This is a genomic window from Cohnella hongkongensis (assembly GCF_042654645.1).
GTDB lineage: Bacteria > Bacillota > Bacilli > Paenibacillales > Paenibacillaceae > Cohnella > Cohnella hongkongensis.
Genome location: NZ_JBHSEP010000039.1, coordinates 1 through 13,177 on the forward strand (window position 1 = coordinate 1; position 13,177 = coordinate 13,177).

Here is a 13,177-nt window from a genome sequence, read left to right on the forward strand (position 1 = left end):
TGCCGTACTTCTTCATCCAGCCATATACCGTATTGTCCTTGATCTTCAGTTCGCGGGCGACCTCCGCCACCGCCTTGCCGCTTTCCTTAATGTATTGCACTGTCTTTCTTTTATACGCTTCATCATATAGGGGCTTTTTCATGTCGACACAGTCCTCCGATTCTTCTTCATTTCATCAGTGTAATCTGTGTCTACTATCTAGTCTAGCACCATCCTTACTTCGCCAGCCAAATAGAGCCCGGGTACGAGCTTGGATTCAAGTGTTCCCACTTTTAACTCCTCCGTATCGATGCCACCGGCTGTCGTTTGCGCATTCGTGAAGCTGTTAGTATCGGTCACTTTAAATTCCCAACGCTTCAAGAGTCGATAAAACTTTTTCTTCGTCTTCCACGACAGATCCTGGCAAAGCAGCTGCGACTGCTCGTCGATACCCGCCTCCTTCAGGAGAACAGGAATCAGCTTCTTGTTTAAAATACCCGCAAGAGAGTCCGCAACCGTCCGATGTCCAAAAATTCCCCAGTGCGTCTCTAGAAAATCTACGAGCTCCTCGTCTGTGCGGCCCGGCATCAAATCAACGATAACAGACACAGCATCTTTTCTCGCGAGATGATACGCAGCATTCCGGCCTAGCTGGAGGGTATGGCGTATCGCGGTTTTCTTTATTTCTTGCGGGATGAAACGGCATGATTAAATATTTTTCGGTAAGTTTTGACAAGGTGTTGTTATAAAAAAGTATTGTCGTGTATATAATAATGTTTAGATTGTCATACACTTGTATAATGTTTAACTTTTGTATATCCTTGACTTTTGATAATGGTTAGTAGTATGATAGGGGTAAGGTTAGGCTAATACTGTTTATTCATTGAAGGGAGTGGTGCCTGGAACGAGGAGAAGCGTTGTATAAGGGAAATCAGAAAGCAGCTGCAATGAGATGAGATGATTTTACTCATCAAGGATCAGAAATACTTACAAAAAAAAGCGACAGCTGCTTGCAGGCCAGTGATTCGTCGCATTACAGAAGAGAGTTCACATGTCAAAGCACAATTGATCATCAACAGATTAACCATTCGATCAATCTAACATACAGTAATATTGTGAACAGAGCCGATACCTTAAAGCACCCAAAACTATAAAATAAGCTCGACCATCTTACCCCTACCATATAACTATCTACTATCTACCTTATGGTGCCAGGTCGCGCGTAAGGAGCATCTAAATTAATGATGACTAAATATGAGACTGGAAAGCTGTCTGCAAAAGGAGTCGTTGCGATCCCTGTTAAAGTTAGAAATTTTCTCGGCGTAGAAGAAGGCGATCGCCTGGAGTTCGAAGTCGAAGGCGAGCGGCTTTTCGTTCGTGGGGTTAAAAAGGTGTCCATTTGGGACGTCTTTGGCAGTATGAAATTGGACAAACCACTTGTTGACGTGCAGGAACTCAGAGATCAATACCGGGAGGAGCTGATTGCTGATGAATTGCAGCGTCGTGAAAAAATGGAGGAATAATTGGAATGAAAACCATGTTATTAGCGGATGCGAATATTGGTTTGCGCATCCTAGTCGGTCAGCACGATATTGAGCTTGCCATTTCGGACACGGCTCGAAAGCACTCGGAATTGAAGTTTTTGGAAACCAAGAGGTTACTCGGCGAGCTCGCGGCTGGGCGTGTGGGTTTGGTATTCACGGACGCCGTGATTGAAGAAATGTTCTATGTGCTAAATAAGTCATACGGCAAAAGTAGAACGGAAATCTCAGCAGGCATTACGGCTTTACTTGCCGTCGAAGGCATTGAATCAACATCCGCAATACGAGAGGCAGTTAAGCTTTACGGGACTATGAATCTCGATATTGTTGACATAAAGCTCAGCGTACTTAGCAAAGAGCTTGGTTTACCCGTACTTACATGGGACAAAGGTTTTAAACACCTCTCTTGCGAATATTACTCGCCCGCCGAGTTATCTATAAAAACGAATGATTCAGACGATGACGAGTAACGATTCGTCTCATAAGAAACACGAAATGGACAAGCCTTGATTAATGCCATCATCCAAAAGCCCGAGAGCGAAGTCTTCAACGACTTGGTTCTCGGGCTATTTTTGTGCTGCCGTTTTCCCTAGCGGCTAGCTGCGCGTTTTTGGTTAATTGTTATCTGTGCGAACACGCGAATCTGATGGGTTCATATGCTACCCACTAAAATTATTTATTGTGATATCTCTTCATTTTCATCGCGATATATTCTACAACCTCTTCTTTAGCCTCGTCACCTATAGAACGCAATTACGTATTCATATTTCCTTCCCCCCTTAAAAATAGCATACCAATCAATTGATTCCAATATTTACATTTACAAAATCCTACAAGAACATTGCACAAACAAGAACGGGTGTTCTGGCTATGCATTTATCTCAGGGCTGAGGATGAGGAGCAGCTAACGCACAGGCATCGAGCAATCGATCAAAGATTGGGTTGGGATCGAACCGACGGTTGAAACGGAAGCAGAACTCGTCAAAGTAAGATTGAAGGTACTTCTCGCCCAAACCGTGAAAGGTGCCCAGGATAAAGGCTTTAAGGTTGCCGATTATCTTGTGAAGCGACTTGAGAAACATTTCTTCATCTTCTTTGTAATACACCTTCGCCTCGTGCTGAAAGCCTTCTTGGGCAAGCGGTTTGTAAGCCGCGTGTCCGTCGGAAACAATGGTGCTGCCAGGAGCAACCATCTTGCGCGTAATGCGCTTAATCTCTGTGATCGTGACGCGCTCGATGACTTGAATCCGGAGATACTGCGGTCGATCTTTCCCATCTTTGGAGAGCGCAATAACAGCCTTGGCTTTGTCGGTTCCGCGTCCGTCTTTGCCTTTGCGCGGTGACCCGAAGTAAGCATCGTCCATCTCCACGGTACCGCAGAGCTGATACGCGTCGTCCCGCTCGGCCATCGCGGCACGAATTTTTCGCAGCATTCGCTGAGCCGTACGATAGTTCAGCCCTAAAATTTGCGAGAGGGACAAGGCCGATTTTCCGCGCTTGTCGTGTGCGACCAAGTAGAACGCCCAGAACCAGACGGTAAGCGGCAGCTTCGTTTTATGAAGCAGCGTCCCGGCTGTCACGGACGTCTGGTAATGACAGGCTTGGCACTCATAGAGCTGTCGGGTCTGAATGTAGTAGTACCCGTTATGTTGGCATTTGGTGCAGACGAAACCCTCTTTCCAACGCTTGTGGGCCAGGTAATCGGCGCACTGTTCCTCGGTAGCAAATTCTTTTTGAAACTGAATCAGCGACATCGGGATTGCTTTTGCCATGACAATCACACTCCGAACATATGTTTGATTTCATCATACCACACATATGTTCGTATTTGTAGACTGTACTGAGCAGAGTGCATATCCAGAACGAGTGTTCCCATTTTCTGTATGTTACCATATGGAACTAATATTACGCAACTCCTTTGAAATTATAGGAGAACTCAGTCATTCAATAAATTTTGTAAAGCAAGTGCTCAAATAGAAAGATCGAAGGGCTCATCATCCAGTTTTGCCGTTTGTCGCCAAAGTGATGATCCAGTCATCTTTGTACACCCTGCCATCTACGACGCCCGTCACCGTCGGATTGTTGTCGATCGTGAAATGCACGCTCTCCGTAGTGTTCGCCCTGTGATGACCAAGGTGCAAACGCCTGCATTGGTTACCGTGAAAGGACTGAAACTCCGCCGCCGTCAAGCGTTGCCGTACCTCCGCCGACAAAAGCGATCGTTCTGTCCTTATTCGCTTATGCTCCAGGCATGTGGAAATAAATATGCCCGTCCTTAAGCTTACGCCACCAGTATGACAAAAAACTCTGTCCTCGCGCGGTCAGAGTTTTTATGGTGGAAGCGAACTGACACTTTGCGATCTCCAGCCTGGATCAGGCTATTAAAATGTATACCAAAGCCGTTTTTTCACGGAAGACATAAAGTTATAATACACATTTTACGAAGAGAAAGATCGAAATTTACAATCGACTGTTAAATTTAGGGGTAATACAGAGTTTCGCAGACCTTAACAGACATTTTTGGTATCGATACCAATTCAAATACACATACGAATAGGAGTTGACTCCAGTGCACGAATTATTAGTGGTGGAAGGCAAGCTGCATCCATCGAGCTCTAAAACCCACATTACTTATCAATTTCATATATCCGCTCCGCTTCCAGCACTCCAGATCGATTTTCAATATGCACCGAAGCGGTTAGAGGACAAGAGCGAGTCCCGCCGATTAATTGAGCAATCCATCGAGCAATACGTACACCCCTCCCTGCAAGCAGCTTATATGGATAAATGGGAACAGTTCATGCCTCTGCAGAACTTATTGACGATCTCGGTGGACGACCCGAGCGGGTTTCGAGGATCGGCCCATCGCCACCCGGAGAAGCAAAGGCATCTCCTTGCCCTATCGTCATCATCGCCCGGGTTTATTCCGGGCGCTATCCGCGAAGGCATCTGGCGTATAACCATAAGCGTCCATTGCGTCGTTACCCCCGACTGCGATTACCTATTGCGAGTTACGGAAGGAGAGCAACCCCTATGAAATGGCACCCTTTCGAGCTTCACACGCATACGCCGCATAGCGATGGTACGCATACGTTGCTGGAAATGTGCAGTAAAGCAAAGGAACTCGGATTAAGCGGCATCGCGCTCACCGATCACAACACGGTTTCGGGATTAGTCGATGCGGAAGAGGTAACCCGAGAGACCGGAGTGGCCGTTATTCCCGGAATGGAATGGACGACGTTCTACGGACACATGTTGACGCTCGGAGCGCCTTATTGCGAATGGCGTGATCTGGGTCCTGCCGATATCGGCAGAGGAATAGAAAGGGTTCATCAACAAGGCGGAATTGTGGGAATTGCCCATCCCTACAGCATGGGAAGCCCCATCTGCACGGGATGTCACTGGGAATACGAAATGACCGATTGGAATCAGATCGACTATATCGAGGTTTGGCATGAGACACTGCCTTCTCTGCGGAACCACAACGCGCCGGCATTCAGGCTGTGGACGGATTTATTGAACCAGGGCTTTCGAATAGCTGCTACGGCCGGACGGGATTGGCATCGCTCCGACAACGACAAGAGCTTGGCCGCCTATACCTATTTGGGCATAGAAGATTCTGAACCGCTAGAAGCCTGCAGTGTCGTTGACGCGATAAGCCGCGGCAGATTGTGCATCAGCATGGGAGCTTTGCTGCTCTTCAAGATCCAGTCGGATCAACGCGAATACGGCATTGGGGAAGTCATCGAGCGAACTAACGAAGAGCGCAAGAGAGCTTTAACGTTTAATGTTTCTTTTCAGCAATCCAGCATTCCCGAACGGCAATGGAGCGCTGCGGAGGCGCACTCCGTGATCATTGAATCGAATCTATGCGAGCTCGCACGGGGTTCTTTAGCGGGGGGAAACTTCCAATTCAGCGAAACGATTGGCGCGGACAATTTGCTGTGGGTACGGGCCAGATTGTATGGCTTGCAGGATGGGGTATTAACGACGCTGGCATTTACGAATCCGATTTATTTCGCGAATCGCTGACGGGGAGTGCGCAAGAACGATGAATGATCCCTTCATTATCGCTCATACAGGGTGCGAGAATACTCCTTGCAACACGCTCCTCTCGGCTCAAGCCGGCAAGAGTGCAGGAGCAGAGCTCCTCGAGGTCGATGTTCGAGTCACCCAAGATGACTAGATCGGCCCACGCTTCCGGCCTAATCCTATGGATATATACGCTCCCTTGCCGGGAAGATCTATTCGCTCTCTATGCGCGAATGGGAGTTGATGCGATATCCGTATTCGAGGTAACGGAATTCGTATCCATGCGACAACTAAGCTTGCACCAAGAATAGACAGTGAGGAGCGACACTATTGAGTGCCAAAATCAAAGATGTAGCACGAGCTGCCGGCGTTTCCGTGACAAGCGTGTCGCGAGTGATTAACGGCGGCGAACACATCAGTGAGAAGCTTGAGAACAAAGTGCGGCGCGCGATCGAAGAGTTGAATTATTCCCCAAGTCTTATCGCCAAGAGTCTCAAAAGAAATAAAACGAACTTACTTGGGGTTATCATACCCGACATTACCTCTAACTTTCAGGCAACCATTCTAAGCAGCATTGAAGATACGGCAGGTAAAAAAGGGTATAACCTGCTCATCTCCAACATTGTCGAGGATACGGATAAAGTCGTGAAGTATTTGAACATCTACCACGAGATGCGTGTAGACGGCATTATCCTGATGCACGGAAAAATGAACGAGGAAATTCGAAAATTTTTAGAACGAACGTCCGTTCCCGTGGTGACTCAATCAGATATGGGCATTCCGCTCACTGCCGTACTCATAAACGATTATCAAGGGGCCTATGACGCTGCATCCTATCTAATCAACAACGGACATCGCCGCATTGCCATGATTGCCGGCGACCTGCGAGATATCAGCGCGGGAAAGCATCGGCTTGAAGGCTTCTTGGCCGCTTGTCAGCACTATGGAATCGAAGTGGGCTCTTCCATGATTAAGTACGGAGACTATAAAATCAACACCGGCTACCGATTGATGAACGAGCTTTTGGATGAAGGAAGTCCGGTTCAAGCGGTCTTCGCGGCAAGCGATGAAATGGCCGTCGGTGCGATCAATTGCCTGCATGACCGCGGGCTCTCGGTTCCCGGCGATGTCTCGATCATCGGCTTCGACGGAAGCCAAATCGCCGATAGTATCAGACCTACTCTGACAACGATCCGGCAACCGATTGAGCAGATCGGCAAGGCCACAGTCGAGCTCCTGCTTGAGCTTATTGAATCCGCAAACGACACGATTGACGCTAGAAAATTCAAGAAAATTTTCTTGCAACATCAGCTACATGAAGGCAGCAGTTGTCGCAAGTTAGAGAATTAACCATTTTACCCTAAATGGCATTAGACTTCATCATGTAATGACACAAACGAAATACTAGATTAACAAACGTTTCTTATATTTAAGTTACGAGAACCAGATGTCACGGCAAATTGGTATCGATACCAATTGAAATGGAGGAATGGACAGGAGCACATCCGTCCGACTGAAATGCTGAAATCATTTAACCGGTTCAGATCCAAAAGGGAATCTTATCTGTTCTGGTACCTGTTTCTTCTTCCTACCGGGTTGGGGATAGCCTTGTTCATGCTTTATCCCATGATCGAATCGTTCCGTCTCAGCATGACTCGCGGTTCGAGCGAGAGATTCGTAGGCTTCGATAACTACTCCCGTGTTCTCACATCCGAGACGTTCTATCATGCCGTATACAACACTTTGTACATCACCGTATTCCAGCTTTTGATTGCGTTGCCGGTAGGGTTCATCATCGCCTGCCTCATTAACTCGCTCTCTAAAGGAAAGAACTTCTTTAAAGTGATGTTCTACCTGCCGAACGTTACATCCATGGTTGCCGCAGCAACCGTATTTCTAGCCGTCTTGCACCCGGAAGGATTGCTGAACTTCGCTTTAAGCAAACTAGGTTTTTCCACGACGATTTGGCTTGCTCATCCGATTACGGCCAAGTGGGGCGTTATCCTCTTGTCTGTCTGGAACTGGTTGGGATTCGTCATCATTATCAATCTCGCTAATTTGCAGAGCATTTCAACGGACTACTACGAAGCGGCCTCCGTGGACGGAGCTACCCGGTTTCAACAGTGGCGGTACATTACGATACCTAACATGACAGGAAGCTTGGGCGTTCTATTCATCGTAGGATGGATCGGCGGTTTGCAACGTTTCTCGGATGCCTACATGCTGGGCGGTCTTCAAGGGAGCCCGGCGAGATCCTTGCATACGATCGTGGGCTTTGTTTTCGAAAGGGGCTTCGGCGGACATGAATACGGTCTAGCGTCAGCAGCATCCTATGTCCTCTTCGTGTTTATCCTTTTCATCACTTTCTTGAATACGAAACTATCTAAAATGAAAATTTGAGAAGGAGACAGCTGGGATCTATGTTTAACTTCAGATTGAAGCGCAAGGCCGTCGATTATGTGGTTGCCCTCTTTCTCCTTGCTTTAGGGATTATGATGATTTATCCATTCCTATGGATGTTGAGCGTCAGCTTTGAAAGACTGGCCAATGTAGAACTGCCGTTTCCTCCACGCTTAATTCCGGAGAACTTCTCTTGGTTCAATTATAAGCTCGTTTTCGAGAACGGCATGCTGGTCAAAGCCTATCTCAACTCGTTGACCGTCGCCGTCTTCAGCGTTCTGCTTAGCGTCGGAGCTGCGCTATTAGCTGGTTATGCCTTCTCAAGAGGCAGTTTCCCCGGTAAGAAAATACTGTTTTTCGTCGTGCTGGCGACCATGATGATTCCGTTCGAAACACGATTGATTCCGATGTTCACGATGTTCAACAGCTTTGGCATGATCAACTCGAAGTCGCCGCTTATCCTCCCTTCCATTCTAAATGCTCTAGGCATTTTACTGGCTAAGCACTACTTTGATCGGTTACCGGAAGGATTAAGAGAATCGGCCAAAATCGACGGCGCCAGCGAATTCACCGTCTTCATCCGGATTTTCGTTCCGTTAACGGGCCCCATTACAGCTACTTTGGCGATTCTAGCCTTCCAAGACAGCTGGAATTCCTTCCTATGGCCGCTCGTGGTCATTCACGATCAAGCTTTGAAAACCGTCCCCTTATTCTTGTCCAGCTTCTCGGGCGAAGACGGCCAGCGTCTTCTCGGATTGACGATGGCGACTGCGACAATGAGCATTCTTCCTATCCTTCTTGTGTTCTTGTTTTTCCAAAAATACATTATCCGAAGCGTCGCGCTTAGCGGCTTGAAAGGAGAGTGAAGCCAAGGGGATATCGGAGTCGGAGAGAGAAAATAACCAGATCAGATTACTAAAAAACAAAATCATCTTATTTGGAGGCGTCTCACATGAAAAGAATGAAATCCATTTCTTTTATCATTACGATTACGACCATTTTGGCTATCCTGCTCAGCGCATGCGGAAGCAACAACAGCAAAAAAACAGCAGCAGCAACGCATCATCGGAACCGAGCGCTTCTTCTCCGTCAGCGAATGCGTCTTCCAGTGCCAGTCCGAATGCCAATCTCACGGGAACGTTAAAGGTTCAATTCATCGGCGATTTCTCGGTCGAGGATAAAACCGATCCTAAAACGGGAGTCACTTCAAAGGGAATTCACGTCATCAAAGAAGAATTCGAAAAGCAATATCCGGGAGCTAAAGTCGAATTCATCACGATGGGCTGGGACGACTATAACGAAAAAACCCAAACCATGCTGCAATCCAACGCAGCCGACGTTTATCAAGTACCAGGCATCACGAAGTTCGCCGAACAAGATCTGCTTGAGCCGCTTCAACCCTACATCGATCGTGACCAATTCGATCTCAATCAATATTTAACGGGACAAATCGACGGTTGGAAAGTGATGGGACCTAACGATCAGAAGACTGAAATCTACGGCTTGCCATTCATCGGCGATGCCCGCCTTATCGTGTATGACAAGCAATTGTTCGACGAGTGGGGAGTCGATTACTTATCGGAATCTCCTACTCCTGAAGAAGTCATGGAAAAAGCCAAAAAGATGACGGGTAAAAACCCGAAGACAGGCGAACAAAACTACGGGATTACGTACAAAGCCGGCGATGCTGCGGATTCTGTCATGAACATTAACGAATTCAAAGGCGGTCAGTGGGGAACAGGGTTTCTTTGGAAAGATATGAAGGTCGATTTCAATAGCCCAACCATGGTAGATTCTCTGAACTGGTTGGTTGAAGCAACGAAATATGCACCGACGGGCGTCCTTGCCGGACAAGGCTCGGAGAACTTCCTGACGGCCAAAAACAATATCGCGATTAACCTGCGCATGGCGCCGGGATTCATCAATGATATCGCCGTATCCGGTACTCAAGATCGTTTCCAAGCCGCTCTTCTCTTTAAAAACCCTACCCAGGGTATGGGCGGTATGTTCGCGGGCAGCCCTTTTGCAATCGGTAAAACCAGCAAAAACAAAGATCTCGCTTGGGAATGGTTGAAATTCAGCGGCAGCGATTTCTTCCAAAAGTACATGTGGGAATCGCAACGTAACCAAAGCATGCCAGTCATCAAATCCGCCGCAAATTGGGATGAAGTGAAAGCTATCCCGCAAATGAGCGTTATTCTGCAACAAATGAGCCAACTGTGGACGCCTCGTTACCCTTACCGCTCCGGCCAACCAAGATACATCTTGTCCGAGAACGTAGAGAAAGCATTGCTTAATCAAGTAACCACGAAGGAAGCTTTGGACAAAGCTCAAAAAGATTCGACCGATTGGATTTTGTCTCAATAATGGGAAGTCATAAAGATAACGAAGAAGCTGCCGGGAAAAATTCCGGTAGCTTCTTTCACAGATAAATACTTGCCTTTTATACGATTTTTCGTATAACATGCATCGATTGGACGCGGTTTTGGGATAACTTGTGTGAAAAATCGCACAAATTTTCTTCGCTCGTCAACTTCATAGGCGGGAGCAGGTCAAAGACGCTCTTTGAATCAACTCATCACGTCAAGCACTGATTTTGAGGTAGAGCCCTTAAAGGAACTAATAATTAACTTGTAATTGGATCTCATCAGAGATAATCACTAGAAAGTATAAGGAGGAGATAGGAGGTAGAACGTAACATTAAGCGCTTAATAAGCGCTTTTTTATCGATCAGGCGATATGGTGGTTGAATAATACTCAGCCCAAAACGGTTCCGGATTTAATCGAAGCCATTAAGAACTTCTATCATGCAGCAAAATGAGCGCAACCTTTTCCTTTTTGTGCTTGGAACTAACTTACGGATCATAGATATGATCGGATTCCAAGCCAAGGTTGTTTTTGTATTTCATCAATCTGAATGTCGTATCTGGAAGCGGGGATAATCCCTAGAGCCATGGGTTTTGCGAATTAGTTTACACATCGAATAGGATTAGTTTTTAGGAGACTTTTTCAATAGTAATGCAATTATAAATGAACATTGAATTGAAACGATGAGAGAAACTAATAAAACAATCTCATTGTCCTTGAAAAATTGTGCTCCAATTATAAAGAGAACTATAGTAATTACAATACTAGAAACGAAATTTAATAGCATTATCTTCATCTCCTTAACTTAACCATATCCTGTATTTGCTTAAATCGCAAATACAGGATATGGTTGTTAATTTACCAGGTAACTGTCAATGCATAATCAATAGTTTCGGTGTTGAGGCTTGGTGTAACCGCTAAACCGGCAGGGAACACGCTTACGGCTGGTGTTAGTCCAAGAACAGAATGCCCATATCTAATTTGAATGTTTGTAGTTCCTGTTTCATTTTCATTAACATAAACATATTGACTGACCCAGCCCTTTCTCAGACAGTAAGTATTAAAAGGTGTACTAGGAGAAAGGTTAAAAGAGGCTGCCAGACCAGCCCCTGGTTGCCAGTCAGAAGGTTGGTAAGTGTACATTGTGCTGCCGTAACCTGATTGGCCACATATATTTTCTTGGAACCCTCTAGTGTGGCCGTTAATTAATCCATTATTCGTTCTAAAGATAAATTTTGCAGATGTTGGATAACCAATGGACATTTTATCTGTAAATTCAAATAGAGGTCTTATCTTCCATTCATATCTTCCTGTGAGATATATTCTCTTATATCCAGACCAATCACTAGTTACTACCCATGCATCCCCAGCAATAGTGATGTCAGAGGTCGTTAATGCATTTGTACTAATTCCACCATTGTTTTGTGGGCCTTCACTTACAAGATCGTAACCAATTTTTTGTCCTTTGGCTAAAAGAGTTGCATTCAAAGCAATAAGTTCCTTCAATACCTCAACAGGATAATCTTGAATATCCTCATCATTTAATCCCTTTTGTTTAAGAATCGCAATTTCATTGGACGTGAGGCCATCCATGCTGGACTTGGCAAATACGGTTGAACATAGGGTGAAGATTAAAGCAAAAGAAATAGCAATGGAAAACACCTTCTTCATTAAAAGCACCCCCAATAAATTTTGTCAATAGAAAATTTAAATTTTTCAATTCACTATTGACACCTTGATTATAGGATATTTTCCTGTATATGTATATAGAGAAATATATCGGAATTTCTAGAATGAATGGATATATAGTTCCCCCTAAAAAAGTCGGGAATATTTGAGCAAATTTAAAGGAATTCCGTACCTCTAACTTCATTCGCAAATCTTCTCTTAAGGGAGAATCAATTCTTCATCAAACTCCGTATCCTCTTTCCGGGATCTGTAAATACACCTTGTAGCTCCCCAATCGAATCCGACCATTTCATGTCGAATTCTCGTGTCGCGATTTTTTTTGAAGGCTCGGGGATATCTGACTTCATTTATTGAACTTGCTGCCGATGAGGATTCGCGGATGACAACCTTAGCGGTAGAATCAGATGCCGTGCTCGTCCGCTTCGCTCCCTGTGCGCGGAACGCCCCCAGCTGTCCTCCTCGGACCGGGACGTCTCCCCGTTTTACTCCACAAAAAAACTCTGACCTCATGCGGTCAGAGTTTTTATGGTGGAGGCGAACCGCGGCTTAGCAAATCCACAATTCGCCGCCGCGTGTTGCTCAAGTTGTTTGGGGAGGTGGCGTAGCTAATCTTTAGCCAGTACGATCAGTTCCTTCGAATCAATCACCAGTCCGGCTGAACGGATAAAATCAAACCCAAGTATACCATCTATCTCCATGCCGTAATTCATATCTCCGATCTCAACTTCAAACGTATACAGCGAAACCTCCCTTGCCTTCACAAAATCAAAATGCTTGGAATATACAACCTCCACTCCACCCACGCCTCTGATCTTATTCAGAAAATCGCCAGGCTCAATTTTAACCCCAATGGTGTCCACTGCATCCGCACTGAAAATGGTTCCCGCCGACCCAGTATCGAGCAATACATTCTTTAAATGAAGCTCTTCGCCGCGATAACAAACCGTTACTGCTATAAAGGGCAGTCCATGCCTTACGTCTATGTTCATCTGAGCCCCCGAACCCCCGCCCATTTTTCCCTAAGCTCTAGTTTTTCGCGGGATGGATCGGCTACACTAAGTTGGACAGAAAAAATAAGGGCTTGTAGAATAAACCTATCATGCTAAGGAGCGGATCTCTACAGTGCCTAAAAAACAACGACGTACGTTTACAACTGAATTTAAAAAACA

General features: G+C 45.9%; 14 protein-coding genes. 9 read left to right on the plus strand and 5 right to left on the minus strand.

Going from position 1 to position 13,177, the window contains the following annotated elements; genetic code table 11:
- Together ACFO3S_RS27635 and ACFO3S_RS27640 are read right to left on the minus strand one after the other, a co-directional pair.
- On the minus strand, positions 1-142 hold a 142-nt coding region (locus ACFO3S_RS27635; RefSeq protein WP_378102962.1), incomplete at its 3' end, for a transposase.
- A gap of 56 nt (positions 143-198) precedes the next feature.
- Positions 199-675 (minus strand): BaiN/RdsA family NAD(P)/FAD-dependent oxidoreductase, encoded by a 477-nt coding sequence (locus tag ACFO3S_RS27640; RefSeq protein ID WP_378102965.1) that lies wholly within the window; start codon positions 673-675, stop codon positions 199-201.
- 545 nt (positions 676-1,220) lie between these two features.
- Here ACFO3S_RS27640 and ACFO3S_RS27645 point away from each other — a divergent pair.
- Both ACFO3S_RS27645 and ACFO3S_RS27650 read left to right on the plus strand, forming a co-directional pair.
- Entirely contained in the window at positions 1,221-1,502 is a 282-nt protein-coding gene (locus ACFO3S_RS27645) for an AbrB/MazE/SpoVT family DNA-binding domain-containing protein (protein WP_378102929.1), read from the plus strand.
- A gap of 5 nt (positions 1,503-1,507) precedes the next feature.
- Positions 1,508-1,990, plus strand: coding sequence for a PIN domain-containing protein (locus tag ACFO3S_RS27650; protein WP_378102932.1), 483 nt, complete (start codon positions 1,508-1,510; stop codon positions 1,988-1,990).
- A gap of 411 nt (positions 1,991-2,401) precedes the next feature.
- On the opposite strand, the gene ACFO3S_RS27655 is transcribed toward ACFO3S_RS27650, so the two are convergent.
- A complete protein-coding gene (locus ACFO3S_RS27655) occupies positions 2,402-3,292 on the minus strand; it encodes an IS1595 family transposase (RefSeq protein ID WP_378102935.1) in 891 nt (296 codons plus the stop codon).
- 797 nt (positions 3,293-4,089) lie between these two features.
- On the opposite strand from ACFO3S_RS27655, the gene ACFO3S_RS27660 reads away from it, so the two are divergent.
- The 7 genes from ACFO3S_RS27660 to ACFO3S_RS27690 all read left to right on the plus strand — a co-directional run bounded on the left by ACFO3S_RS27660 (position 4,090) and on the right by ACFO3S_RS27690 (position 10,319).
- Positions 4,090-4,557 (plus strand): hypothetical protein, encoded by a 468-nt coding sequence (locus ACFO3S_RS27660; RefSeq protein ID WP_378102938.1) that lies wholly within the window; start codon positions 4,090-4,092, stop codon positions 4,555-4,557.
- A complete protein-coding gene (locus ACFO3S_RS27665) occupies positions 4,554-5,552 on the plus strand; it encodes a CehA/McbA family metallohydrolase (RefSeq protein WP_378102940.1) in 999 nt (332 codons plus the stop codon). Before ACFO3S_RS27660 ends, ACFO3S_RS27665 begins: the two co-directional genes overlap by 4 nt.
- A 19-nt stretch (positions 5,553-5,571) precedes the next feature.
- Positions 5,572-5,706, plus strand: coding sequence for a glycerophosphodiester phosphodiesterase family protein (locus tag ACFO3S_RS27670; RefSeq protein WP_378102943.1), 135 nt, complete (start codon positions 5,572-5,574; stop codon positions 5,704-5,706).
- Between the two features lie 176 nt (positions 5,707-5,882).
- Positions 5,883-6,902 (plus strand): LacI family DNA-binding transcriptional regulator, encoded by a 1,020-nt coding sequence (locus ACFO3S_RS27675; protein ID WP_378102946.1) that lies wholly within the window; start codon positions 5,883-5,885, stop codon positions 6,900-6,902.
- 264 nt (positions 6,903-7,166) lie between these two features.
- Positions 7,167-7,952 (plus strand): carbohydrate ABC transporter permease, encoded by a 786-nt coding sequence (locus ACFO3S_RS27680; protein WP_378102948.1) that lies wholly within the window; start codon positions 7,167-7,169, stop codon positions 7,950-7,952.
- A 20-nt stretch (positions 7,953-7,972) separates the two neighbouring features.
- Complete coding sequence (locus ACFO3S_RS27685) at positions 7,973-8,818, plus strand: carbohydrate ABC transporter permease (protein ID WP_378102951.1); 846 nt, start codon at positions 7,973-7,975, stop codon at positions 8,816-8,818.
- Positions 8,819-8,972: 154 nt separating this feature from the next.
- Positions 8,973-10,319, plus strand: coding sequence for an extracellular solute-binding protein (locus ACFO3S_RS27690; RefSeq protein ID WP_378102954.1), 1,347 nt, complete (start codon positions 8,973-8,975; stop codon positions 10,317-10,319).
- Positions 10,320-11,177: 858 nt separating this feature from the next.
- Here ACFO3S_RS27690 and ACFO3S_RS27695 read toward each other — a convergent pair.
- The gene (locus ACFO3S_RS27695) at positions 11,178-11,990 is read right to left on the minus strand and encodes a hypothetical protein (RefSeq protein WP_378102956.1); all 813 of its coding nucleotides are present in this window, start codon (positions 11,988-11,990) and stop codon (positions 11,178-11,180) included.
- A 623-nt stretch (positions 11,991-12,613) separates the two neighbouring features.
- The gene (locus ACFO3S_RS27700) at positions 12,614-12,997 is read right to left on the minus strand and encodes a retropepsin-like aspartic protease (RefSeq protein WP_378102959.1); all 384 of its coding nucleotides are present in this window, start codon (positions 12,995-12,997) and stop codon (positions 12,614-12,616) included.
- Positions 12,998-13,177: the final 180 nt, after the last annotated feature.

Bases quoted from the DNA above. Each gene is read 5' to 3' on its own strand.
- ACFO3S_RS27645 (WP_378102929.1), top strand. From the start codon at position 1,221: ATGATGACTAAATATGAGACTGGAAAGCTGTCTGCAAAAGGAGTCGTT.
- ACFO3S_RS27650 (WP_378102932.1), top strand. From the start codon at position 1,508: ATGAAAACCATGTTATTAGCGGATGCGAATATTGGTTTGCGCATCCTA.
- ACFO3S_RS27655 (WP_378102935.1), bottom strand. From the start codon at position 3,292: ATGGCAAAAGCAATCCCGATGTCGCTGATTCAGTTTCAAAAAGAATTT.
- ACFO3S_RS27665 (WP_378102940.1), top strand. From the start codon at position 4,554: ATGAAATGGCACCCTTTCGAGCTTCACACGCATACGCCGCATAGCGAT.
- ACFO3S_RS27670 (WP_378102943.1), top strand. From the start codon at position 5,572: ATGAATGATCCCTTCATTATCGCTCATACAGGGTGCGAGAATACTCCT.
- ACFO3S_RS27680 (WP_378102948.1), top strand. From the start codon at position 7,167: ATGCTTTATCCCATGATCGAATCGTTCCGTCTCAGCATGACTCGCGGT.
- ACFO3S_RS27685 (WP_378102951.1), top strand. From the start codon at position 7,973: ATGTTTAACTTCAGATTGAAGCGCAAGGCCGTCGATTATGTGGTTGCC.
- ACFO3S_RS27690 (WP_378102954.1), top strand. From the start codon at position 8,973: ATGCGGAAGCAACAACAGCAAAAAAACAGCAGCAGCAACGCATCATCG.
- ACFO3S_RS27695 (WP_378102956.1), bottom strand. From the start codon at position 11,990: ATGAAGAAGGTGTTTTCCATTGCTATTTCTTTTGCTTTAATCTTCACC.
- ACFO3S_RS27700 (WP_378102959.1), bottom strand. From the start codon at position 12,997: ATGAACATAGACGTAAGGCATGGACTGCCCTTTATAGCAGTAACGGTT.